Genomic DNA, 22,619 nt, shown 5'->3' on the forward strand with positions numbered 1-22,619 from the left:
CCTCAGGGAATTCCCTGTCGGCGCATCGAAATTCGCTACGTTACCAATCGTCGTCAAGACACTTTCAACTGGAGGAAGACATGAACAAGAAACTCGCACAGGCGATGGGCCTGACAGCAGCACTGCTGGCAGCGTCTGCCTATGCACAGAACATCAAAGTGGCGCAAGTCGTCGAGCTGTCGGGCGGCGGCACCGCAGCGGGCACCATGTATCGCAACGGGGCCAAGCTGGCGATCAACGAAATCAACGCTGCGGGCGGCGTGATGGGCAAAAAGATCGAATCGGTCGAAATGGACACCCAGTCGCAGCCCGCCATTGCCAAGGCGATGACCGTCAAGGCCATTGACGAGAAAGTCACTGCCATTTTTGGCCCGGTATTCTCCGGTTCCATTCTGGTCAGCCAGACCGAGAGCCAGAAGGCCAATATCCCCAACTTCACCGGTGGTGAGGCGTCGAATGTGACGGCCCAGGGCAATCCGTACATCTTCCGCTCCTCGTTCAATCAGGCGATGGGCATGCCGAAAGTGGCGAACTATCTGGCCAACGATCTCAAGGCGAAGTCGGTCGCCGTGGTGTTTGTCAACAATGACTTCGGCAAGGGTGGTCGTGACGCCATCATCAAGGAGCTCGGTGCCCGCAATGTCAAGGTTGCGGCCGATATTTCCACCGATCCGGGCCAGGTCGACATGTCCTCTGCCGTGCTGCGTGCCAAGCAGGCCAACGCCGATGCGCTGTTCGCCTACCTTAACGAGGAAGAATCAGCTCGCCTGCTGAAAGAGCTGCGCAAACAGGGCTACGACAAGCCGATGGTTGGTGAAACCACGCTGATGGGCGCCAAGGTGATTGAGCTTGCCGGCTCTGCAGCCAACGGTGTGCGCGGCCATGTGGGCCTGACGGCAGACGCCCCGATGTTCAAGGACTTCGGCGCCAAGTTCGAGAAAGAATTCAAGACCAAGCCGGATCACAACGGCATCAAGGGCTACTTCTCGGCCTACATGCTGAAGGCTGCGATCGAAAAGGCCAAGAGCACCGACGGCAAGGCGATTGCCGCTGCGATGAAGAACGCCTGCTTCAAGGTCAAGGACAATCCCGGCATCCTGCTTGACGTCTGCTTCGACGACAAGGGTGACATCGACCGTGAGAGCTTCCTGGTCGAAGTGAAGGATGGCAAGCAGGTAGTGACGCAAACGCTGCCGATGCTGAACAAGCGCTGATCACCAGTCGCTGACACAAAAAAGGCTCGCTTCGGCGGGCCTTTTCTTCATTGGCGATTGCCAGCGAGCCGCCAATGGCACTTTCGAGCGGGCAATCGAAACGCGACTTCTACAATCGTTGCATGATCGACAAAACGCAAGCTTCGGTCGCAACGGCGGTTGCGGATGTTCCGGATGGTGCCACCGTAATGATTGGTGGCTTTGGCGGGGCCGGCATGCCGGTGGCGCTGGTTGATGGCCTGATTGTCCAGGGGGCGCGTGATCTCACTATCGTGGCCAACAATGCTGGCAATGGCGAAACCGGAATCGCCGCACTGCTCAAGGCAGGGCGGGTGCGCAAGGTGATCTGCTCGTTTCCGCGGCAGGCCGACTCCTACGTGTTCGATGCGCTGTATCGAGCCGGCAAGGTTGAGCTGGAGCTGGTGCCGCAGGGCAATCTGGCCGAACGCATCCGCGCTGCCGGCGCCGGTATCGGTGGCTTCTTTACCCGCGTGGGTTACGGTACGCCGCTCGCCGCCGGCAAGGAAGTGCGCGAGATTGACGGCCAGATGTATGTCTACGAGTCGCCGATCCGCGCCGACTTCGCGTTGATCAAGGCCGAGCTGGGCGATCGCTGGGGCAACCTTACCTATCGCAAGTCAGCACGCAACTTTGGTCCGCTGATGGCGATGGCGGCGACTGTGACGATCGCTTCGGTGCACGAGGTGGTGCCGCTCGGTGACATCCATCCCGAGCACGTGGTGACGCCCGGTATCTTCGTGCAGCGTATTGTCGAAGTGCAGCGGATGGAGATGGCGGCATGAGTTACCAGCGCCTCAGCCGTGACCAGCTCGCTGCGCGCATCGCGCGTGACATGCCCGACGGCGCCTACGTGAACCTTGGCATCGGCATGCCGACGCTGGTGGCCAACCACCTGCCACTTGATCGCGAAATCATCCTGCAGAGCGAGAACGGCCTGCTCGGTATGGGGCCGGCGCCGGTGCCGAATGAGGTGGACTTTGATCTGATCAATGCCGGCAAGCAACCGGTGACGCTCTTGCGCGGCGGCTCGTACTTTCACAGCGCCGACTCATTTGCGATGATGCGCGCCGGACACCTCGATATTTCCGTGCTCGGTGCCTTTCAGGTCGCAGCAAACGGTGATCTGGCCAACTGGCACACAGGCAATGCCGACGATATTCCGGCGGTGGGCGGTGCGATGGATCTGGCCGTTGGCGCCAAGCAGACCTGGGTGATGATGGAGCATTTCACCCGAGATGGCCAGTGCAAACTGGTCGAACGCTGCAGTTATCCGCTGACCGGCCTTGCCTGTGTGACCCGTGTCTACACGGACCTCGCGGTCGTTGATGTCACCGCCAACGGCTTTGCGCTGGTCGAAACTGTTGATGGCCTGTCGCGTAGCGAGCTGGAAGCGCGCTCCGGCCTCTCATTTGTCGCCTGACTACTCACCACTTTTTGAACGAGCTGCTGCCATGACCCAAGCCTACATCGTCGATGCCCTGCGTACTCCCATTGGCCGCTATGGCGGCTCGCTATCTTCGGTGCGCACTGACGATCTTGGCGCGGTGCCATTGCGGGCGCTGATGGCGAAACACCCGAACCTTGATTGGGCCGCGATCGACGATGTGCTCTATGGCTGCGCCAACCAGGCCGGCGAGGACAACCGCAATGTGGCGCGCATGGCGCTGTTGCTCGCCGGGCTGCCGCAGGGCATACCGGGTGCCACCATCAACCGCCTGTGCGGCTCCGGCCTCGATGCGCTGGGCACTGCAGCCCGCGCGATCAAGGCGGGCGAGGCGGGCCTGATGATCGCTGGTGGCGTCGAGAGCATGAGCCGGGCGCCGTTCGTGATGCCGAAGGCGGAATCGGCGTTTTCCCGTAGCAATGCGGTGTATGACACCACCATCGGCTGGCGCTTCATCAACAAGCTGATGAAGGAAAAGTACGGTGTCGACTCGATGCCGGAAACCGCAGAAAACGTCGCCACCGACTACAAGATCGAGCGGGAAGCGCAGGATCGCATGGCGCTGGCGTCGCAGCAGAAGGCGGTGGCGGCGCAGAAAAGCGGCTTCTTCGACGGTGAAATCACGCCGGTGACGATCGTGCAGAAAAAGGGCGATCCGATCATCGTCAGCAAGGACGAGCACCCGCGCGACACGTCACTGGAAGCGCTGGCCAAACTGAAAGGCGTAGTGCGACCCGATGGCACGGTGACCGCCGGCAATGCCAGCGGCGTCAACGACGGTTCCTGCGCCATTCTGGTGGCATCGGAGGCAGCGCTGAAAACGCACAATCTCACCCCACGCGCGCGTGTGGTGGGCATGGCCACGGCAGGTGTGCCACCGCGCATCATGGGCATCGGCCCGGCACCCGCGACAAAGAAGGTGCTGGCGCAGACCGGGCTCAGCATCGGCCAAATGGACGTGATCGAGCTCAACGAGGCGTTCGCGGCGCAGGGGCTTGCCGTGTTGCGCGAGCTCGGCGTTGCCGACGACGATGCGCGCGTCAATCCGAACGGCGGCGCCATCGCGCTGGGGCACCCGCTCGGCGCGTCCGGCGCACGGCTGGCGACCACGGCGGTGAACCAGCTGCATCGCACGGGTGGCCGCTACGCGCTGTGCACCATGTGCATTGGTGTGGGGCAGGGCATTGCGGTCATTCTGGAGCGCGTCTGAGGCTGTGGCCCTTGTGCCCTGATTGCCCATCGAGGCAGTCAACTCGTCAGTACCACGGCGCCTGACAGCTAACTGACCACTGAATGGGTGACACTGCGAAGGTTGCCACGCGCCTTGGCGCGTGCTTTTTCGCATGTCAGATACCAAGTTGTTTCAGGAGGAACTTGATGAATCGCTTTGCCCGACTGTTTTCCCGCACCGCGCTGGCTGTTGCATTCGCCACAGCTGCAGTGGCCGGGCACGCCCAGGACGCAGCCAGCTATCCGAACAAACCGGTCAAGATCATCGTGCCGTTTGCACCCGGTGGAGGATCGGACTTCATGGGGCGTCTGCTGGCCAAGCAGCTGACTGAAAAACTCGGCCAGCCGTTCATCGTTGAGAACAAACCCGGCGCTGGCGGCAACCTCGGTGCCGAGATCGCCGTGAAGTCGCCGGCTGACGGCTACACGCTGATGCTCACCGCCGCCAGCTACACGGTCAATCCGTTTGTCTACAAGGTGCCGTTCGACTCGCTGAAGGACATCACGCCGATCGCGCAGTTGGCGCGCGGGCCGTTCATCATCGCCGTCACGCCGTCGCTGCCCGCAAAGACGCTCAAGGAGCTGGTTGATCTGGCGAAAAAGCAGCCGGGCAAGCTCTCATACGCATCGGCCGGCAGCGGCAGCATCACCCATGTGGCGAGCGAATATTTCATGGACCAGGCCGGCATTGACGTCGTCCATGTTCCGTACAAAGGCACCTCGCCCGCACTGACTGACACCATCGCTGGCAACACGCAGATCGTGTTCGGCACCGTGGCGTCCACCATTCCGCACGTCAAGGGCGGCAAGCTGCGCGCACTCGCGGTCAGCACGCCGAAGCGACTGCCAGCCCTGCCCGATGTGCCGACCGCGATGGAGCTTGGCTACAAGGACTATCAAGTCGTCAACTGGCACGGTCTGATCGGCCCCAAAGGCATGCCGGCCGACATCGTTGCCAAACTCAACAAAGCGGTCAACGAGACGATGGGCGCCAAGTCGATGGAGTCCAATCTTGAGAGCGACGGCCTGACAGCGTCGCCGGGAACGGCGGCAGACTTTGGCGCGCAGCTCGCGTCTGAAAGTGCTCGCTGGGGCGCCATCGTCAAGAAGCGCAACATCAAGGCGGAATAGCGATCAGCTTTTTCGCGAAAGCCCCATTCGAATTGGGCTGGATGGTCGATTCAGCCCAGAGTCGGTTTGTGGCGAAAATGTCTGGTGAGCCCGGTGCTGTTGCCGGTTTCAACAGAAAGCTGACCTGACCGACGTCTGGTTTGCCTGTCTACGACGACATCCTTGCCAGCACGTCGGCCCGGGTCGGCGCGCCAATCCGGCCGCCGAACACCTCGCACTTGAGGCTTGCCGCAACGCAGGAAAAGCGTGCCGCATCGGCCGCGCTCTGGCCCTCGGCAAGCGCCAGCGCATAGGCACCGTGGAACACATCGCCGGCGCCCAGCGTGTCAATGGCGTTGACCTTGACGCCCGCAGCGTGCCCCACCTTGCCGTCCTGCAGCCAGTAGAAGCCTTCCGCGCCTCGCGTCACGCCGACGAAGGCGTGCGGCAGGGCCGCCTGGGCGCGCACCAACTGTCCACCCGCGTCGCCGGTGCCAACGTGGGCGTCGAGCCCGGTTTCGCTGTACAGCACATGCGTCGCCCGTTGCGCCAGATCCTCGAGCACGCCGGGCGCGCCGACCTCGGCATCGAGAATCGCCGGGATGCCAGCCGCGCGCGCGGCGTCGAGCACCGCCGCTGCGCCCTCGGGCCAGCGCACTTCGGTCAGCACGGTGGCGAACTCGCCGGCGCGGATGCGCTCCAGCGGCAGCCATGAAGCCTCAGTCGGCATGGCCGGGTCGTGACGCGGAATCACGATGCGTTCGCCATCGCCGTCCACCACCACGGTGCAGAACGAGCCCTTGACGCCTGTGACCAGCCGCACGCCAGAGCAATCGAGCCCGGCTTCGGTGAGCGATTTGATCGCGGCGTGACCATTGGCGTCATCGCCGACCCGCGCCCAGAACGCTGCCTTGCCACCCAGTCTGACCACGGCGCAGGCAGCGGTGGCGCTCATGCCATCACCAATCTGGATGGCGATGTCCGGGATGATCTTGGCCGAGCCACGCGGCAGATGCGCCACGCGGAAGATGGTGGTCCACGCGCAGGCGCCGACGCAGAGAATGGGTTTGCTGGCAGTCACGTTGTTGAATCGAAAGGATGTTGCAAATTGCCGTGCGGACGACGCGTTTTGTCCGCCGAGCTTAACGGCCTGACGATGTTATGCACGAACGCTGTCGTACGCCGCGCGTGTCGCGAGATGGCCTTGACTCGTCATTGATTTCTCCAACGGCGTTCATGGTTCGACAGGCTCACCACGAACGGAGAATTGAAGGCCATCCGTGCGGTATCAAATGTCGCTGCGCGCAGCTGCCCGCAGCGTGGCGCCGCGATGCGCTGGCGGCAGCCCGGTCGCGAACACGGCGCTGCCGGCGAACAGCAGGGCGGAGATCCCCAGCGGCGCCACGACCGCGCCAAACGCGACCGGCACCACCACCGAGACACTGTTGCTCAATACCGAGCGCAGGCCCACTGCCTCGCCGCCGCGTCCGGCCGGCGATGCTGCGTGCAGCAGTGACAGCAGATTGGGCTGGCTCATGCCGACTGCAGCGCCGAAGATCAGGCCAAGCGTCATCAGCATCGGGGCCACCGCCGCCCACGGCAGCGCAATGAACACGCACACGATGACCGCCAGCGACACGCGCAGAATCTGCCACTCGTTGGCCCGCTGCGAGAGCCAGGGCATGGCAGCGCGTGCCGCAAAAGTCCCCACCGCAAACAGCGAGAACACGGTGCCAATGACCGATGCCGAGTAGCCCAGACGCACACCGAGCACCGGCAGCATCACGATGAACAGATCCCACGACGACGCGGTGATCATGTTCACCCAATAGATGCGGCGCATCTCAGGGATCGCCAGCAAGTCCAGCACACGCGGCTTCTGCTGCACCTCCCTGACGTCGTCTTCCTCATTGCTCGCGACTTCGGCTTCGGGGTCGGCGTGCGGTCCCGGCAGGCCTTTGGTGCGGGTGTAGACCAGCCACGCCGCAGCACAGGCAAACACGGCGAGGGCCGCGAAGGCAGCGCGAAAGCTTAGTGCGTCGATCAGGACGCCAGCGATGAATGGGCCCAATGTGCTCGACGCCGAATGCCCGAGAGCGAACCAGCCGAAATTGGCGAGCCGCTCCGACGGTGACGCGTTCTCAACCAGATGACCGACGGTGTGTTGCGCAGCAACCGACAGCACATTGAAACCGAAGCCGATTGTGACTGCCATGACCAGCAGCGTCGGCAAGGTCAGATACACGACCGGGAGCCACGCCCCGAACAGCACCAGCGAAATGCCCAGCCGCATCACGCGCGGCGCGCCCACGCGGTCTACCCAGCGCCCGATCGCCAGCGACGTCAGCACCGGGATCGCCGAGAACAGCGCCATGAACACGCCCACCAGATATTCCGGGTTGCCGGTCTTCAGCACGTAGAGCGAGCCGGAAACGCGTCCACCCGACAGCGCCATGTGGCCAGTCAGGTTGATCAGGATGAGCGGGAGCAGAAACGGCGGAAACCGCGACGTGAGTGAAGCAAGCACTACGGCATTGTAGGCGTGTGGCTTGCGGTAGTTGAGCGTCGGTTTCTGTAGGAGCGGCACCGCCGCGACCTTGGCCTTTGCACCGCGAAGTGGGTCGCGGCATAGCCGCTCCTACAATACTGGTTACAAATTCAGTGTTCCGCCACCTTGTCCACTACCGCTCTCGACATCCTCAAGACCACCTTCGGCTATCCGTCGTTCCGCGGACCACAGGCAGACATCATCGATCACGTTGGCGGTGGCGGAGATGCGCTGGTGCTGATGCCGACCGGCGGCGGCAAATCACTCTGTTATCAAATCCCGGCACTGTTGCGTGACGGCGTGGCCATCGTCGTCTCGCCGCTGATCGCGCTGATGCAGGATCAGGTAGATGCGCTGCGCGAGCTGGGCATCACAGCATCATTTCTGAATTCGTCGCTGAGCGGCGAAGAGGCGAATCGCGTCGAGCGCCAGATGCTCGCCGGCGACATCAAGCTGCTGTACGTGGCGCCGGAGCGCCTGATCACCTCGCGCTTCCTCGATCTGCTTGATCGCCTGCGCGACGATGGCAAGCTCTCGCTGTTCGCCATCGATGAAGCACATTGCGTGTCGCAGTGGGGGCATGATTTCCGCTCCGACTACCTCGAACTGGCGGTGCTTGCTGCACGCTATCCGGGTGTGCCGCGCATTGCGCTCACCGCGACAGCCGATGCGCTGACCCGTGTCGAAATCCGCGCCCGGCTCAAGCTTGATGACGCTCGCGAGTTTGTCTCCAGCTTCGACCGACCGAACATTCGCTACCTGATCACGGAGCGCGTTGACGAACGCGCCCAGTTGCGCGCCTTCCTGCGCGAACACGCAGGCGAATCGGGCATCGTCTATTGCCTGTCGCGCAAGAAGGTCGACGCGACGGCCGACTGGCTCAATGCCGAGATGACCAAGGCACTGCCGTATCACGCAGGCATGGACCAGGACGTGCGCCGGCGCAACCAGTCGCGCTTCCTGCGCGAGGAGGGCATCGTGATGGTGGCAACCATCGCGTTTGGCATGGGCATCGACAAACCCGATGTGCGCTTCGTGGCGCATCTCGATTTGCCCAAGAGCGTCGAGGGCTACTACCAGGAGACCGGGCGCGCAGGCCGCGACGGCGACGAGTCCGAGGCGCTGATGATCTACGGTCTCGCCGACGTCGTGCAACAGCGGCGCTTCATCGAGCAGAGCGAAGCAAGCGAGGAATTCAAGCGCGCGGGCCGCGCCAAGCTGGACGCGCTGCTGGGGCTTTGCGAGACAACGGCCTGCCGCCGAGGCCGCCTATTGGCTTACTTCGGCGAGACGCAACCTGAGGGGCACGCCTGCGGCAACTGCGACACCTGTCTTAACCCGCCACAAACCTGGGACGCCACCGAACTGGTGCGCATGGCGCTATCGGCCATCTATCGCACCGGCCAGCGCTACGGTGCCACTTACGTTATCGAAGTGCTCATGGGCAAGACCACGACCCAGATGCGCGACCGTGGTCACGACACCTCGCCAGTGCACGGCATCGGCAAGGAGCACGACGAAGCGACGTGGCGCAATGTGTTCCGGCAGATCGTGACGCACGGCTGGGCTGAGATCGACGTCGAGGCGTATGGCGCGCTGCATCTGACGCCTGCCGCGCGCCCTGTGCTGCGCGGCGAAGTGCCAGCGATGCTGCGCCAACAACTGGCAGTTGCGGCGAGCAAGACCAAGAGCAAACGCGGCAGCAAGGCGAAGATCGGCAAGGACGGCAAGGTGGAAGCAGACCTCACCACTGACGACGAAGCCCTCTACGAAAAGCTCAAGGCCTGGCGCCTCGACACCGCCAGAGAAGAAAACGTCCCGGCGTTTGTCATCCTGCACGATAGCGTGCTGCGCGAGATAGCGCGGTCACGGCCGCGAGACAAGGTTGCGCTATCCGCAATCAGCGGGATTGGCGAGAGCAAGTTGGCGCGGTTTGGCGAGGCGTTGGTGGGGATCGTCGCGGGGTAGGGCGGAACGCTTGCGGTTCCGCGGGATGCGTTGGTGTTTCGTGTAGTGGTTGAAGTGCCTGCGGCGAGGATATGAGGTGAAACCTCTCAGGTTTCGCCCATCGAGCTATCAGGTCGCTTGTGTCATGCTCACCACTGATCTCTTCGTTAAGTTGGCTAGCTTTCGATTTCGCTTTTGCAACCCAATTCTTACGTCATCCCATTCAAGTCCCAGAGGTACGGACTTTATTAGGCGTTGATCATCATCTAACTCGATCGCCGACAGGGTAGCAAGACTCTTGTCGTAAAGCTGCGCATACCTTGCATGCAGGGATTCGACATAATCTCTTGCTCCTACGACTTCCGCCTGGATGGTCCCTCTAGCGAAGCAATGTATCTCGCTGATCGCCTCTACGTATTGCCGTAACGCGTGAGGTATTTCAACCTCTAATGGCATTTCAGCCAAGATGTTTGCCTTAAACCTTCCGTCTTCACGCAATTTCTCGCGGGTTGCTACCAAGCGAATGGAAAACTCCATGTAACGATGGTCTGGGCCGTCCTGCCACCGTGACTGATACGTTGTAAGGTGAATCGGAATACCCCTATGTTGAACATAGTTCCGTAGCGCCTCCATGAATCGGTACTCAAAGTGCGCGTCATATTGGTCGGCGCATTTCGCCTTAAGGCGTTCCTTTCGGGCATGGGATTCGTCGGCCGTTTCACCAATCATGTGCTGCGGGAGTTGATCCAGGTATAGACGCGCGGCGGAGAGAAAATTGACCAATCTCGCGTTCAGGGCAACACGATTTTCGAAGAACTTGTCATACGTATCCAAATCCCGTACAGCGTTACTTAATACTTGAGTTAACGCTGTCTGCTCAAATTCGATGAAATTAGAAAGTAGGATTTCGTACTTTTCTTCGATAGACAGTGCGTTGCGCAGAGTACTTTGTGATCGCTGTGCCTTGTGGAATTCATCGCGCGATATAGCGTATTCCGGCATCAGGGCCAACACTTGCTTTCGAACCAGATACTTCATCGGTGAACAGATTTCAGCGGGGTTGGATTGCAGTTGCGTGCAACTTAAGCCCCAGCGCGCTGACCACCTTCATGATCGTCGCAAACTCCGGATTGCCTTCTAAGGACAGGGCCTTGTAAAGGCTCTCGCGCCCGAGCCCGGTATCGCGTGCGATTTGCGCCATGCCCTTTGCGCGGGCAATGTCGCCGAGCGCGGCAGCGATGAGCGACGGATCACCTTCCTCGAATGCAGCCTCAAGATATGCGGCGATATCGTCCTCGGTCTCAAGGTGCTCCGCAGGATCCCACGGATGGGTTTTCAATGTGCTTGCCATGACGCTCTCCTAAGCGATGCGGGCCAGTTCAAGGGCGGTCTTGATGTCACGATCCTGTGTCCGCTTGTCGCCGCCCGCAAGCAGGATCACAACGGTTTGTCCGCGCCGGACAAAGTAAACACGGTAACCCGGACCATAGTCGATGCGAAGTTCGGACACGCCTTCGCCGACAGCCTTCACATCGCCGGGATTGCCCAACGACAGGCGGCGAATGCGGATGTCGATTCGTGCCCGCACTTGCCGATCTCTGAGTGACGCAAACCACTCCACATAGGTCTCAGTTTGCCGGACTTCGATCATGCATTATTGTATCGCATAGGATACGAATGTCGCTACTCGGCAGTTTTTGCCTGGAGAAGCGAAGCGCGTCCGGTTTCCTGTGGTGACGTGGCTGGTATCAATTTGCCTTGACGCGCTTCGCTTCTCAAGGCTACGTTCAAGCGCCCAGACAGGCCTCGGCGGCACCTTCTGCGTGCAGTCGCGTGGTGTCGAACAGTGGCACAGTGGCGTCGCGTTCGCTGACGAGCAGCGAAATTTCCGTACAGCCGAGGATGATCACCTGCGCGCCGCGTTCGACGAGTTTGGCCATGATTCGGCGGTATTCGTCGCGTGACTCGTCGTGTATCTCGCCGAGGCAGAGTTCTTCGTAGATGACACGGTGGACGGTGGCGCGATCAGCATCGTCAGGGACGATGACGTTCAATCCATGCTTGCTCACCAGCCGGTCACGGTAGAACGCCTGCTCCATCGTGAAGCGGGTGCCGAGCAGACCGACAGTGCTGTGGCCGGCGGCTTTGATGGCGGCAGCGGTCGGGTCGGCGATATGCAGCAGGGGGATGTCAACCGCGCGCTCGATGGCATCGGCCACCTTGTGCATGGTGTTGGTGCAGAGCACGATGAAGTCGGCGCCGGCAGCCTGCAAGCGACGCGCCGCGTCGGCCATCGCTTCACCTGCAGCGGCCCAATCGCCCGCGTGCTGCATGCACTCGATCTCGTGAAAGTCCACGCTGACCAGCACCAGCTTTGCAGAATGAAGCCCGCCCAGCCGCGCCTTCACCTCCTCATTGATGATGCGGTAGTAGGGCACGGTGGATTCCCAGCTCATGCCGCCGATGAGGCCAATGGTTTTCATCGCTTTCCTTGTGTTCAATTCATCGACAAGCGGCGGACGGACGCCAACGTGACATGAGAATCAGTCAGTCAACTTTTCATTGAAAGTACCATTTGAAAAGGGCTCAAACCGGACATTCATCAAAAGTCGACTTTCTGGAGAAATGCCTGTCCAGCCCGCACGAAATAAAGGCCTCGCTGAAAAGCGGATCTTCGCTACGGCAGCACTTTCAGCAATCCCCGCGCCGCAAGATTGCCCATCAGCGCCGCGATGCCGAATGTCCACGGCGCGATCTGGTCGCTGTGGCCGACTCGGTTGACGAGCTTGCCAAGCTTCGCCGATGAAATTGACACCACATCGCCAACCTCGTGAGTGAAGCCCAGGCCCGGTCCGTGACGATCCTGCGTCGGGGCGAACATGGTGCCGAGAAACAGCATGAAGCCGTCGGGATACTGGTGCGTCTTGCCCCACGCGTGACCAACCAATTCCAGCGGGTCGCGGCTGATCTTGTTCAGCGAGCTGCTGCCGGTCATCACAAAGCCGTCACCGGCGCCTTCAACGCGCAGCGCAAGCTCGGTCTGCCGGATGTCGTTGATCCCGAAATGCTCATCGCACAGCCGGATGAACGGACCGATGGCGCAGGAGGCGTTGTTGTCCTTCGCCTTGCCAAGCAGGAGTGCACTGCGGCCCTCGAAGTCGCGCAGGTTGACGTCGTTGCCGAGCGCGGCACCCACCACTTCGCCGCGACTGTTGACGGCGAGCACGACCTCGGGCTCCGGGTTGTTCCAGACCGACTTGGGATGGATTCCGATGTCGGCACCGAGCCCGACCGCAGAAAGCACGGGCGCTTTGGTGAAGATCTCGGCGTCCGGCCCGATGCCCACTTCAAGGTACTGCGACCATGCCCCACGCTTGATGAGTTCGGCCTTGACCCGCACAGCATCGTCGCTGCCGGGTTTCAACTGTGCAAGGTTGTCGCCAATGATGGCGGTGAGCGCCACGCGAATGTCCTGCGCTTTGGTCAGATCACCACGCGCCTGCTCCTCAATCACTCGCTCCAGCATGCTGGCCACGAAGGTCACGCCACTGGCCTTCACCGCCTGCAAGTCGCACGGCGCAAGCAGCCAGGGTTGACCAGGATTGCGGGTGGCTTCGTCGCAATTGGCAAGCACGTCCTGCAGATCAGCCACCCTCGTCGCCGTGGGGAGCGCGTCGCGCACTGCGCCTGCAGGGGCCGGAAGTTCGAGCAGCTGGCTCACCGTCGGCGCGACGCGGGTGATGTCAAACAGCGCGCTGTCACTGCAGACGACAACCGTTGGGCCGATGCCTGGCTGCCACAAGCGACCGACCAGCAGTGCGTCATCGGCGTCGGCAGGAAGAATGTGCTCGGCGGCAAGATTCATTGCGGCAGTCCTGGTGGTTGTGCGAGCGGCGTGATCACTTCGCCGTCGGCATCACAAACTCGGCGCCCTTGCCGATCGATTCCGGCCAGCGTTGCATGACACTCTTTTGTTTGGTGTAGAAACGCACGCCTTCTTCTCCGTAGGCGTGCATGTCACCAAACAGGCTGCGCTTCCAGCCGCCAAAGCCATGCCAGGCCATTGGCACCGGGATCGGCACGTTGACGCCCACCATGCCGACCTCAATGCGCCGCGCAAACTCACGGGCGACGTTGCCGTCGCGGGTGAAGCAGCTGACGCCGTTGCCAAATTCGTGGCGATTGACCAGATCGACCGCAGCGGCGAAATCCGGCACGCGCACGCAACAAAGCACCGGGCCGAAGATCTCTTCCCGGTAGATGCGCATGTCGGGTGTGACGTCGTCGAACAGCGTGCCGCCGAGCCAGAAGCCGTGCTCGTGGCCAGCGACCTTGTGCCCACGGCCATCCACCAGCAGTTTGGCACCTGCCTTCACGCCGTCCTCGATGTAGCCGGTGATGCGCGCGAGTGCAGCGCTGGTCACGATCGGCCCCATCTCGGCATCCAGCTCCATGCCGTTCTTGATCTTCAGCGTTCTGGTGCGTTCGACGAGCTTGGGCATGATCTTGTCGGCGGCATCGCCGACCAGCACCGCGACCGAGATCGCCATGCAGCGCTCGCCCGCCGAACCGTAGGCCGAGCCGATCAGCGCGTCAACGGCCTGATCAATGTCGGCATCCGGCATCACGATCATGTGGTTCTTGGCGCCGCCCAATGCCTGCACGCGCTTGCCGTGGCGGGCGCCGGTCTCGTAGATGTAGTTGGCGATCGGCGTCGATCCGACGAAAGAGACGGCGCGCACATCCGGATGCGCGAGCAGGGCGTCCACGGCTACCTTGTCGCCCTGCACCACATTGAACACGCCGTCCGGCAGCCCCGCCTGCTGCCACAAATCCGCGATCATCAGTGAAGGCGATGGGTCAGTCGGTGAAGGTTTCAGGATAAAGCTGTTACCGCAGGCGATAGCGACCGGGAACATCCATGCCGGCACCATGCACGGGAAGTTGAACGGCGTGATGCCGGCCACCACGCCGAGTGGCTGCCGCATCGTCCAGTTGTCGATGCCGGTGGACACTTGATCGGTGTAGTCACCCTTGAGCAACTGCGGAATGCCGCAGGCGAATTCGACAACGTCAATGGCGCGCGACACTTCGCCCTCGGCGTCGGTGAACACCTTGCCGTGCTCGGCGGTGATCGCGGCGGCCAGCGCTGCCTTGTGCTGGTTCATCAACTCGAGGAACTTGAAGATGACCCGCGCCCGGCGGATAGGCGGTGTGTCGGCCCAAGCCGGGAAGGCCGCCTTGGCTGCCTGAACGGCGGCATCGACCTCGGATTCGTCCGCCAGCGCGACCGTGCGTGCGAGCGCGCCGGTCGCCGGGTTGTAGACGTCGCCGTGGCGGCCCGACATGCCGCTACGGATGGCACCACCGATGTGGTGACCGACTTCTGCGGCGGAGAGATTGGTTTCGATTTTGCCCATGGTCACAGTCCTGCTTTGCGTGGCGATCTTTGTAACTGCATTTTCCCGCTTTGTGCTGCCACTCGCGTTCGCTATGCTCGAAATGGACTGCGGTGTACAGTCCACACTCGCGCGCTGCAATGTCGCAATGATCAATTGTGTTGATGAGCGTCATTGTCGGCACGTGGCTTGCTCCCGTAGCAAAACGACAGCGACAGCACATAAAATTCGGAAACTAATTCCACGATACGAAAAAGGCGGAGATCATGGCCGACACAACGAAAGCGCTGACCCTGAAGGAAGCGGCGCTTGAGTACCACCGGAGCCCGAAGCCGGGCAAGCTCGAGATCAGTGCAACCAAGACGCTGACCAATCAGCGCGACCTCGCGCTGGCGTATTCGCCCGGTGTTGCATTCGCCTGCGAAGAGATCGTGCGCGATCCGGCGGAATCGTTCAACATGACCTCGCGCGGCAATCTGGTTGGCGTGGTGACCAATGGCACTGCGGTGCTTGGCCTGGGCAACATCGGCCCGCTGGCGGCGAAGCCGGTGATGGAGGGCAAGGCGGTCCTGTTCAAAAAGTTCGCCGGTATCGACTGCTTCGATATCGAAATGAATGAGCTGGACCCGGACAAGCTGGTCGAGCACATCGCGGCGCTGGAACCGACGTTTGGTGGCATCAACCTTGAAGACATCAAGGCGCCGGAATGCTTCTACGTCGAGAAGAAGCTGCGCGAGCGGATGAAGATTCCAGTCTTCCATGACGACCAGCACGGCACCGCAATCATTGTCGGTGCGGCGTTGACCAACGGCCTGCGCGTGATTGGCAAGAAGCCGGAAGAGGTCAAGCTGGTGTGCTCCGGCGCGGGCGCGGCGGCGCTGGCCTGCCTCGACATGCTGGTTGCGGTTGGCGTGCGGCGCGAAAACATCTGGGTATCGGACATTGCCGGCGTGGTCTACGAAGGCCGCACCGAACTGATGGACGACAACAAGGCACGCTACGCGCAGAAGACCGATCTGCGTACAGTGGATCAGTTGCTCGATGGTGCGGACGTGTTCCTCGGCCTGTCCGCAGCGAAGGTGCTCAAGCCTGAGTGGCTGGCAAAGATGGCGAAGAGCCCGCTGATCATGGCGCTGGCCAACCCGGAGCCGGAGATCATGCCGGACCTCGCCAAGGCGGCACGACCCGACGCGATCATCGCCACCGGTCGCAGCGACTATCCGAACCAGGTCAACAACGTGCTCTGCTTCCCGTTCATCTTCCGCGGTGCGCTTGATGTTGGCGCGACCACCGTGAACGAAGCGATGAAGCTCGCGGCAGTGCTCGCCATTGCCGATCTTGCGATGGCCGAGCAGAACGATCAGGTCGCCGCAGCCTATGGCAATCTCGGCACCCTCTCGTTCGGGCCCGAGTACCTCATTCCGAAACCCTTCGACCCCCGTCTGATCGTGCGCATCGCGCCAGCGGTGGCCAAGGCGGCGATGGATTCCGGTGTCGCGACGCGCCCGATCAAGGATTTCGACGCCTACCGGCAACAGCTCGCACAGTTTGTCTATCACTCCGGCGCGGTGATGAAGCCCATCTTCGATGCCGCGCGCAAGCTGCCCCGTCGGGTGGTGTTTGCCGAGGGCGAGGAAGAGCGCGTGATGCGGGCCATTCAGGTGGTCATCGACGAAGGCATCTGCAAGCCGGTGGTGATCGCCCGCCCGGCGGTGTTCGAAAAGCGGCTGGAGCGTTTCGGCCTGCGCATGAAGCCGGGTGTGGACATTGAACTCATCAATCCGGAGAACGACCCTCGCTTCCGCGACTACTGGCAGGAATATCTGCGTATCGCGCAGCGCAAGGGCGTCAACCAGCAGCTCGCCAAGATCGAGATGCGCCGCCGCCTCACGCTGATCGGCGCGATGATGGTGCGCAAGGGGGACGCGGACGCAATGATCTGCGGCACCTACGGCACCCATGACATGCACCTGAAGTACATCGATCAGGTGCTTGGTCTGCGCAAAGGCGCCCACGAGTATGCAGCGATGAACGGCCTGATGCTGCCGGGCCGCCTGCTGTTCCTGGTTGATACCCATGTCAACTACGATCCAACGGCGGAGCAGATCGCCGAGATCACGGTGATGGCGGCAGAAGAGCTGCAGCGTTTCGGCATTGAACCGAAAGTCGCACTGCTGTCGCACTCCAACTTCGGCACCTCGAACACACCTTCAGCAGTGAAGATGCGCGATGCACTGGAGATCATCCGCAAGCGCGCACCGAAGCTCGAAGTTGATGGCGAGATGCATGGTGATTCGGCGCTTGACGAAGATATGCGTGCCGGCCTCGTCGACTCGCATCTCTCCGGCTCTGCCAATCTGCTTGTCTTCCCGAATATTGACGCTGCCAACATCGCCTACAACCTGTTGAAGACTGCAGCCGGCAACAACGTGGCGATCGGGCCGATCCTGCTCGGCTGCGCGCGACCCGTGCATATCCTGACCCCGAGCGCTACCGTGCGCCGCATCGTCAACATGGCGGCGCTGGCGGTGGTGGACGCCAACAACGCTCGCTAGCGACGAACTCGCCAGTCAGCCTGACTTAGCCGATCACATCAGGGACGCACCATGCACGACATCGAAACCCCGTCGCCGTGGATGGTGCGCCATGCGGTCTACGTCAAGCCGCAGAGCGAGCTGCTAGATGTTGCCTGCGGGCGCGGCCGTCACGCCCGCTTCTTCGCGGCGCGCAATGTGATGGTCACCGCTGTTGATCGCGATGCGTCACTGCTGCAACCATTGAAGACCGTGCAGAACGTGCGTACCGAGCAACGTGATCTGGAGAATGATCCCTGGCCCTATGCCGAACATTCTTTCGACGTGGTGCTGGTCTGCAACTACCTCTGGCGGCCTGCCGCGCGCGAGCTGCTGGCGACGGTGAAGCCGGGCGGCCTGCTGTTGTATGAGACCTTCATGGCGGGCAACGAGATGTACGGCAAGCCGTCGCGGCCGGAATTCCTGTTGCGGCCGAATGAGCTGGCGCAGTGGGTCTACGGCGACTTCCGGGTGATCGCCTTTGACCAGATGCCGGAGCGCGGCGCGGACGGCAAACCAGTCGCCATGAAACAGCGCATTGCTGCCATTCGCAATCTGCCCGAAGTGGAGGGTGGTTCGCCGCCGGCAGCACCGGAGCCGGGCCGGTCGGGCGATCCCGCTAAACCGCAGTAATCTCGCCGCGTTCGCGATCAACGCGCAGCTTGCCCGCGCGAACGGCCTCGCCCAGCAGCCAGTCGGCGTAGGCCTCATCACTGATGCGAAAAAACTGCGCGTTGTAGTCGCGATGCACGCCAATGCGCCCGACGTAGCCCGGCAGCTCCGCCAGCGGCATGCTGCCGCGCCACATCATCGAATAGATGAACATGCCTTTCACCACGCTGCGCACGATCTTCATGTCGTCGGCAGCGAAAGCCTCCAGCTTGTCACTCGCACGTTTCAGCGCACCGCTGAAATCGGTGAACATCGGCCCGTGACCGGGGATGACCAGTGCAACATCGAGATCGGCGAGCCTCCTGAACGTGGCGCGCTGCGCTGCCAGTGGTTTCGGATCAATCGCCTGCGGCGGTACGAACCCGGAGCTGTGCTCCCACAGCGCATCCGCCGAGATCAGGATTTTCAGGCGCGGCGAATGGAGCACCAGCGAGCCCATGTCGTGCCCCGGTGTGGCAATGGTGTGCCACTCCTCGCCGCCGAGGGTGAGCTGCTGGCCCGGCTCAATCACCTCGTCCCAGGCGAAGCGCTCTGCCTCTTGGTCGGCGTACGACAGCATTTGCTCCGGAGAGTCCCAGTTCACCAGCGCACGTTGTTCCTCCGCCGGCACGGCAATGCTGCAGCCGCGATGCAGTCGCTGCAGCGCCACGTTGCCGCCGATGTGGTCGCTATGGATGTGGGTGTTGATGATGCGCGCAAGCGGCGCACCGTCCCAGCCGTCGAGCGTGCGTTCAACATGGTCAATGGTGACATCGTTGAACTTGCCGTAACCGGTATCGACCAGCGTTGCCGCGTCACCGTCGCGGAACATGATGTGATTGGCGGACAGCCAGTCGCGTTCGATGAAGGCGATGCTGCCGGGCAGCGCCGTGGTCATTCGCTGGCACCCAGCAGGTTCGCCGCAAATCCGTTCAGATCAAGTTCTGCGAGCAATTGCTCGACGTGAGCCCGGTCCCGCGTCTCCAGCGTCAGTTCAACCTCGGTGGACTTCACGCTGAACACGCCAAACAGGCGCTGATGCTCGACATCGACCACATTGGCGCCAGCGTCACCGACGACTTTGGTCAGTTTGGCCAGCGCACCCGCGACGTCCGGCAAACGCACCCGGATACGGATCAGCCGTCCCTCGCGCACCAGATTGCGCATCAGGATGCTGGCCAGAATGCGCGAATCGATGTTGCCGCCGCAGAGCACGATGCCCACTTTCCTGCCGGTGAAACGATGACCATGCTGCAACAGCGCCGCCACACCGGTAGCGCCAGCGCCCTCGGTCACCGTCTTCTCAATCTCGATCAGCAGTGCGATGGCCTCCTCGATGATCGCCTCATCGACCAGCAGCACGTCTTTCACCAGTGCCCGCGCGATGGTGAGCGGGATTTCGCCGATATCGCGTACCGCCAGCCCCTCGGCGATGGTCTCCGTACCCACGCGTACGGGTTCGTCGCGAAGGCGCTGCGCCATGGCCGGAAAGGTGGTGGACTCGACGCCGATGATCTCGATATCCGGTCGCACGCCTCGCGCCGCCACCGCACAGCCCGCAACGAGACCGCCGCCGCCGATGGGAATGACCAGTGTGTCAAGGTCCGGTGCGGCCTCCAGCATTTCCAGCGCCAGCGTGCCCTGACCGGCGATGATGTAGGGGTCGTCGAACGGGTGCACGAACACGTATTTGTGTTTCGCGGCGAGATCGCGCGCGTGTTGCGAGGCCTCAGCGAGGGTGCTGCCGTGCAGCACCACCTTGGCGCCATGCCCCTCAGTATTGCGCACCTTCACGAATGGCGTGTAGGCCGGCATCACGATGGTCGCCGGAATGCCGAGGCGGCCAGCGTGATAGGCGACGCCCTGCGCGTGGTTGCCCGCACTCATGGCAATCACGCCCCGTGCTTTGTCTTCCGCAGTCAGCGACAGCAGCTTGTTCAAAGCACCACGTTCCTTGAAGCTGGCCGTGAACTGCAGGTTCTCGAACTTGAGCCAGACTTCGCAATTGAATATTCGGGACAAAGTCTTGGAGTGAAGACAGGGCGTGCGCTCGACCGCACCAGCGATTTTGTCGCGGGCAGCCTGCACGTCAGCGAGTGTGACTGGTAGGTCGGCGGGATTTCTCATGAACCGGATTGTATGGGGGGCTGTGATGGACGTGCAGGCCCGTTGCTCATAGCATGTCAACATGCGTTTGCTGTGGAAAACATTGCTCGGGGTGATGACTGCCATTCTGCTGGTCATCATCGCGGCGGTGCTGTGTCAGGTGTACTACGCGCTCACGCCGGTGACGCTGTCACCGCTAGTCAAGTCGCTGGACGCGAAGGCGTCTGCGCTGGACAGAATCACTGACAACGGGCATCGAGCGTATGGCATTCGCGCCCCGGCGGGTATCGACCCGGTGCTGTATGGAAAGTGCCTGCTGGCAGCGCACGAAAAAATGGTGAACGAGCGTTCAGCGCAGGAGCCAACCCCACCGTCGCCGTTCTCGCAAGTGGAATTCAGCGCCTACTCCAGACGCTGGGCGGACCGCGAAGATGAAATTCGCAAAGTCTGCCGGGGCGGCCTTGATGAGCTGTCAGTGCCACCTGTGGCGCCAACGGTGCGGGTGACCCCGTCAACGTCGGCAGACGAGTGGAGCGCATTGCATGCGGCTGCGCCGCACGACATATTGCGCCAGCGGGCCGATTTGATCTGGGCCGCGGGGCCGCGTCGAACGGGCCTAAGCGTGGAAGCGCTGTTGCCACCCTACGACACGTTGATGAAGGTGCTGCGATGGCAGACAGCGGATGCCCGTCAGCTTTGGATTGATGGCGACGTTGGACGGGCTAGCGGTATCTACCATCGTCTACTCAATGCGACGGCCAGCCGTTCGGGCGATAGTCTGATTGACGCGATGATCTCGGTCGCAGCACAGTCTCAGTTGCTGCTCTCGGTGCAGTCGAACGTCGCGGCATCGCAGGGACTCGATGCAGGGGTTGCCGAGCAACTTGTTGCAGCTCTGCAAGTGGTCGACTCCACGCCGGATCGGCTTGATTCGCTGATGGATATCGAGTGGGCGGTTGTACGCGCGGTATGGGATGTTGTGCGCGCCTCGCCGTGCCAATCGCTCGCGTTCGGGGCAGCCCCTTCATGGTCAGAACAAGCGGTCTGCAAATTCACGGAATGGACGATCGATCACAACGATACGATCAACCTCGCAGCATCCGCCAACCGAGCGGCACAGCAGGCCCTTCAACGTGCGGCTCGCGCTGAACCTGAGCTGCTCCGCGATAAGGAGACAGACCCGTTCGCTTGTGGTCGACTAGACTGGCTAGGCCCAATGTGTTTGCCTTTCGTGCGCAATCCGATGGGACGTATCGTCGCCGGCATTTCTGCGCCGACGTATGCCCAGTACGGCAGCCGCATTGCCGATCTGCGCAATCTGGCAGCGGCAACGCGCTTGGCCATAACGGCGCGTACGAAAGGGGTGGCGAAGGCGGACCTGGCGGCGTTCATCGCTGCCGCCGAGCCCGACCAGCGAGACGTTTTCACCGGGCAGCCGTTTGCGTTTGACGCGGCGGGCGGGCGGCTCCGCGTTCAGTTGCGTACGCCGAGCACGGTGCTGGGTCAGGAGAGTTACGAACTTCCCCTGTGACCATAGTTGGCGGTACTCCATACACAGACGGTCGGCCGGCGCAGCGGCGATGATGACGTGACCCAAGTCAAGGACGTCCGGTGGCAGCCATGCAACACTGCCCGGCATTGTTCTTACGCCCGGAGCCTTGCCATGACACACGAAAGCCTGCGCATCATTCGCGAGGAGCATGCCGCGCTGGCGGCGATGTTGCGGTCGCTGATGCTGATGGTTCAGCGCGGCCCGAAGCGGGATACCGAGACGTTTTTTTCGGTGCTGCGGGCGATGTTGTTCTATGTGGATGAATTCCCGGAGCGGCTGCATCACACCAAAGAAACCGATCTGCTGTTCCCGAAAATCGTGGCGGCCTCGGCCGAGGTGCGCGACGCGATCGAACGGCTGGATCGTGACCACGCGCGTGGCGAAAGTGCGATCCGCGAACTGCAGCATCTGCTCACCGCGTGGGAACTGCTGGGCGATACCCGGCGTGGCGCCTTTGAAGGGGCCTGCGAGCGCTACATCAAGTTCTACATGGAGCACATGCGGCTCGAAGAGAACGTTGTGTTGCCAGCTGCCGAGCGCGACCTGAGCGAAGCCGACTGGAACGAGCTGGATCGTGCGTTCGCGGAGAACCGCGACCCGCTGACCGGCAAGTACCCGCCGGACCCGGCCTACGAGCGCCTGTTTGCGCAAATCCTGCTCAAGGCACCGGCGCCGATTGGGGTGGGTGAAGACGCCTGAGCGATCTGTCCAGTCATTGGCTTTTTGCAGAAATCCTTGTTTGAACAGGGCTTGAACCGCAATTTGGCAAATAGTCGACTTTTGGTCAAATTGACCGATGGGCCCAATGCTATTGAGGGTCCAAG

General features: G+C 61.9%; 20 protein-coding genes. 10 read left to right on the forward strand and 10 right to left on the reverse strand.

From position 1 onward, the window contains the following. Nucleotides 1-80: 80 nt before the first annotated feature. The 5 genes from FKL89_RS07870 to FKL89_RS07890 all read left to right on the forward strand — a co-directional run bounded on the left by FKL89_RS07870 (nucleotide 81) and on the right by FKL89_RS07890 (nucleotide 5,040). Complete coding sequence (locus FKL89_RS07870; protein ID WP_156862236.1) at nucleotides 81-1,214, forward strand: ABC transporter substrate-binding protein; 1,134 nt, start codon at nucleotides 81-83, stop codon at nucleotides 1,212-1,214. Between the two features lie 122 nt (nucleotides 1,215-1,336). Then, nucleotides 1,337-2,017: a 3-oxoacid CoA-transferase subunit A gene (locus FKL89_RS07875; RefSeq protein ID WP_156862237.1), complete on the forward strand. Its 681-nt coding sequence runs from the start codon at nucleotides 1,337-1,339 to the stop codon at nucleotides 2,015-2,017. Continuing rightward, on the forward strand, nucleotides 2,014-2,655 hold the full coding sequence (locus tag FKL89_RS07880; protein WP_156862238.1) for a 3-oxoacid CoA-transferase subunit B: 642 nt from the start codon (nucleotides 2,014-2,016) through the stop codon (nucleotides 2,653-2,655). Before FKL89_RS07875 ends, FKL89_RS07880 begins: the two co-directional genes overlap by 4 nt. A 31-nt stretch (nucleotides 2,656-2,686) precedes the next feature. Continuing rightward, entirely contained in the window at nucleotides 2,687-3,889 is a 1,203-nt protein-coding gene (gene pcaF, locus FKL89_RS07885; protein ID WP_156862239.1) for a 3-oxoadipyl-CoA thiolase, read from the forward strand. Nucleotides 3,890-4,056: 167 nt separating this feature from the next. Beyond that, on the forward strand, nucleotides 4,057-5,040 hold the full coding sequence (locus FKL89_RS07890; protein ID WP_162527440.1) for a Bug family tripartite tricarboxylate transporter substrate binding protein: 984 nt from the start codon (nucleotides 4,057-4,059) through the stop codon (nucleotides 5,038-5,040). Between the two features lie 148 nt (nucleotides 5,041-5,188). Here the strand turns inward: FKL89_RS07890 and FKL89_RS07895 are convergent, their stop codons facing one another. Then, nucleotides 5,189-6,100, reverse strand: a complete 912-nt coding sequence (locus FKL89_RS07895; RefSeq protein WP_156862241.1) for a PfkB family carbohydrate kinase — start codon at nucleotides 6,098-6,100, stop codon at nucleotides 5,189-5,191. Nucleotides 6,101-6,307: 207 nt separating this feature from the next. After that, complete coding sequence (locus tag FKL89_RS07900; protein ID WP_156862242.1) at nucleotides 6,308-7,546, reverse strand: MFS transporter; 1,239 nt, start codon at nucleotides 7,544-7,546, stop codon at nucleotides 6,308-6,310. Nucleotides 7,547-7,693: 147 nt separating this feature from the next. Here FKL89_RS07900 and recQ point away from each other — a divergent pair, with 147 nt between their 5' ends. Then, on the forward strand, nucleotides 7,694-9,535 hold the full coding sequence (gene recQ / locus FKL89_RS07905) for a DNA helicase RecQ (RefSeq protein ID WP_156862243.1): 1,842 nt from the start codon (nucleotides 7,694-7,696) through the stop codon (nucleotides 9,533-9,535). A gap of 108 nt (nucleotides 9,536-9,643) precedes the next feature. On the opposite strand, the gene FKL89_RS07910 is transcribed toward recQ, so the two are convergent. The 6 genes from FKL89_RS07910 to FKL89_RS07935 form a co-directional block, all read right to left on the reverse strand. Beyond that, nucleotides 9,644-10,552 (reverse strand): hypothetical protein, encoded by a 909-nt coding sequence (locus FKL89_RS07910; protein ID WP_156862244.1) that lies wholly within the window; start codon nucleotides 10,550-10,552, stop codon nucleotides 9,644-9,646. A gap of 13 nt (nucleotides 10,553-10,565) precedes the next feature. Then, complete coding sequence (locus tag FKL89_RS07915) at nucleotides 10,566-10,865, reverse strand: addiction module antidote protein (RefSeq protein ID WP_156862245.1); 300 nt, start codon at nucleotides 10,863-10,865, stop codon at nucleotides 10,566-10,568. Between the two features lie 9 nt (nucleotides 10,866-10,874). After that, nucleotides 10,875-11,165 carry a type II toxin-antitoxin system RelE/ParE family toxin gene (locus FKL89_RS07920; RefSeq protein WP_156862246.1) on the reverse strand — a complete coding sequence of 97 codons (291 nt, stop codon included), beginning with the start codon at nucleotides 11,163-11,165 and terminating at the stop codon, nucleotides 10,875-10,877. Between the two features lie 136 nt (nucleotides 11,166-11,301). Continuing rightward, nucleotides 11,302-11,997: an aspartate/glutamate racemase family protein gene (locus tag FKL89_RS07925; RefSeq protein WP_156862247.1), complete on the reverse strand. Its 696-nt coding sequence runs from the start codon at nucleotides 11,995-11,997 to the stop codon at nucleotides 11,302-11,304. A 194-nt stretch (nucleotides 11,998-12,191) separates the two neighbouring features. Next, a complete protein-coding gene (locus tag FKL89_RS07930; RefSeq protein WP_156862248.1) occupies nucleotides 12,192-13,379 on the reverse strand; it encodes a fumarylacetoacetate hydrolase family protein in 1,188 nt (395 codons plus the stop codon). 34 nt (nucleotides 13,380-13,413) lie between these two features. After that, nucleotides 13,414-14,934: a CoA-acylating methylmalonate-semialdehyde dehydrogenase gene (locus tag FKL89_RS07935; protein WP_156862249.1), complete on the reverse strand. Its 1,521-nt coding sequence runs from the start codon at nucleotides 14,932-14,934 to the stop codon at nucleotides 13,414-13,416. A gap of 245 nt (nucleotides 14,935-15,179) precedes the next feature. On the opposite strand from FKL89_RS07935, the gene FKL89_RS07940 reads away from it, so the two are divergent. Together FKL89_RS07940 and FKL89_RS07945 are read left to right on the forward strand one after the other, a co-directional pair. Next, nucleotides 15,180-17,468 carry an NADP-dependent malic enzyme gene (locus tag FKL89_RS07940; protein ID WP_156862250.1) on the forward strand — a complete coding sequence of 763 codons (2,289 nt, stop codon included), beginning with the start codon at nucleotides 15,180-15,182 and terminating at the stop codon, nucleotides 17,466-17,468. Nucleotides 17,469-17,519: 51 nt separating this feature from the next. After that, nucleotides 17,520-18,119 (forward strand): class I SAM-dependent methyltransferase, encoded by a 600-nt coding sequence (locus FKL89_RS07945; protein WP_238363538.1) that lies wholly within the window; start codon nucleotides 17,520-17,522, stop codon nucleotides 18,117-18,119. On the opposite strand, the gene FKL89_RS07950 is transcribed toward FKL89_RS07945, so the two are convergent. Continuing rightward, complete coding sequence (locus FKL89_RS07950; RefSeq protein ID WP_156862251.1) at nucleotides 18,106-19,035, reverse strand: MBL fold metallo-hydrolase; 930 nt, start codon at nucleotides 19,033-19,035, stop codon at nucleotides 18,106-18,108. The two genes, FKL89_RS07945 and FKL89_RS07950, sit on opposite strands and share 14 nt — an antisense overlap. Next, complete coding sequence (locus FKL89_RS07955) at nucleotides 19,032-20,264, reverse strand: threonine ammonia-lyase (RefSeq protein ID WP_156862252.1); 1,233 nt, start codon at nucleotides 20,262-20,264, stop codon at nucleotides 19,032-19,034. Before FKL89_RS07955 ends, FKL89_RS07950 begins: the two co-directional genes overlap by 4 nt. A gap of 61 nt (nucleotides 20,265-20,325) precedes the next feature. On the opposite strand from FKL89_RS07955, the gene FKL89_RS07960 reads away from it, so the two are divergent. Beyond that, entirely contained in the window at nucleotides 20,326-21,774 is a 1,449-nt protein-coding gene (locus tag FKL89_RS07960) for a hypothetical protein (protein WP_162527441.1), read from the forward strand. A 132-nt stretch (nucleotides 21,775-21,906) separates the two neighbouring features. Continuing rightward, nucleotides 21,907-22,494 carry a hemerythrin domain-containing protein gene (locus tag FKL89_RS07965; RefSeq protein WP_156862254.1) on the forward strand — a complete coding sequence of 196 codons (588 nt, stop codon included), beginning with the start codon at nucleotides 21,907-21,909 and terminating at the stop codon, nucleotides 22,492-22,494. The last annotated feature ends 125 nt before the right edge of the window (nucleotides 22,495-22,619 follow it).

It is taken from the genome of Casimicrobium huifangae (genome assembly GCF_009746125.1).
Lineage (GTDB): Bacteria > Pseudomonadota > Gammaproteobacteria > Burkholderiales > Casimicrobiaceae > Casimicrobium > Casimicrobium huifangae.

Bases quoted from the DNA above. Each gene is read 5' to 3' on its own strand.
- FKL89_RS07870 (WP_156862236.1), top strand. From the start codon at position 81: ATGAACAAGAAACTCGCACAGGCGATGGGCCTGACAGCAGCACTGCTG.
- FKL89_RS07875 (WP_156862237.1), top strand. From the start codon at position 1,337: ATGATCGACAAAACGCAAGCTTCGGTCGCAACGGCGGTTGCGGATGTT.
- FKL89_RS07880 (WP_156862238.1), top strand. From the start codon at position 2,014: ATGAGTTACCAGCGCCTCAGCCGTGACCAGCTCGCTGCGCGCATCGCG.
- pcaF (WP_156862239.1), top strand. From the start codon at position 2,687: ATGACCCAAGCCTACATCGTCGATGCCCTGCGTACTCCCATTGGCCGC.
- FKL89_RS07890 (WP_162527440.1), top strand. From the start codon at position 4,057: ATGAATCGCTTTGCCCGACTGTTTTCCCGCACCGCGCTGGCTGTTGCA.
- FKL89_RS07910 (WP_156862244.1), bottom strand. From the start codon at position 10,552: ATGAAGTATCTGGTTCGAAAGCAAGTGTTGGCCCTGATGCCGGAATAC.
- FKL89_RS07915 (WP_156862245.1), bottom strand. From the start codon at position 10,865: ATGGCAAGCACATTGAAAACCCATCCGTGGGATCCTGCGGAGCACCTT.
- FKL89_RS07920 (WP_156862246.1), bottom strand. From the start codon at position 11,165: ATGATCGAAGTCCGGCAAACTGAGACCTATGTGGAGTGGTTTGCGTCA.
- FKL89_RS07925 (WP_156862247.1), bottom strand. From the start codon at position 11,997: ATGAAAACCATTGGCCTCATCGGCGGCATGAGCTGGGAATCCACCGTG.
- FKL89_RS07930 (WP_156862248.1), bottom strand. From the start codon at position 13,379: ATGAATCTTGCCGCCGAGCACATTCTTCCTGCCGACGCCGATGACGCA.
- FKL89_RS07935 (WP_156862249.1), bottom strand. From the start codon at position 14,934: ATGGGCAAAATCGAAACCAATCTCTCCGCCGCAGAAGTCGGTCACCAC.
- FKL89_RS07940 (WP_156862250.1), top strand. From the start codon at position 15,180: ATGGCCGACACAACGAAAGCGCTGACCCTGAAGGAAGCGGCGCTTGAG.
- FKL89_RS07945 (WP_238363538.1), top strand. From the start codon at position 17,520: ATGCACGACATCGAAACCCCGTCGCCGTGGATGGTGCGCCATGCGGTC.
- FKL89_RS07950 (WP_156862251.1), bottom strand. From the start codon at position 19,035: ATGACCACGGCGCTGCCCGGCAGCATCGCCTTCATCGAACGCGACTGG.
- FKL89_RS07955 (WP_156862252.1), bottom strand. From the start codon at position 20,264: ATGAGAAATCCCGCCGACCTACCAGTCACACTCGCTGACGTGCAGGCT.
- FKL89_RS07960 (WP_162527441.1), top strand. From the start codon at position 20,326: ATGCGTTTGCTGTGGAAAACATTGCTCGGGGTGATGACTGCCATTCTG.
- FKL89_RS07965 (WP_156862254.1), top strand. From the start codon at position 21,907: ATGACACACGAAAGCCTGCGCATCATTCGCGAGGAGCATGCCGCGCTG.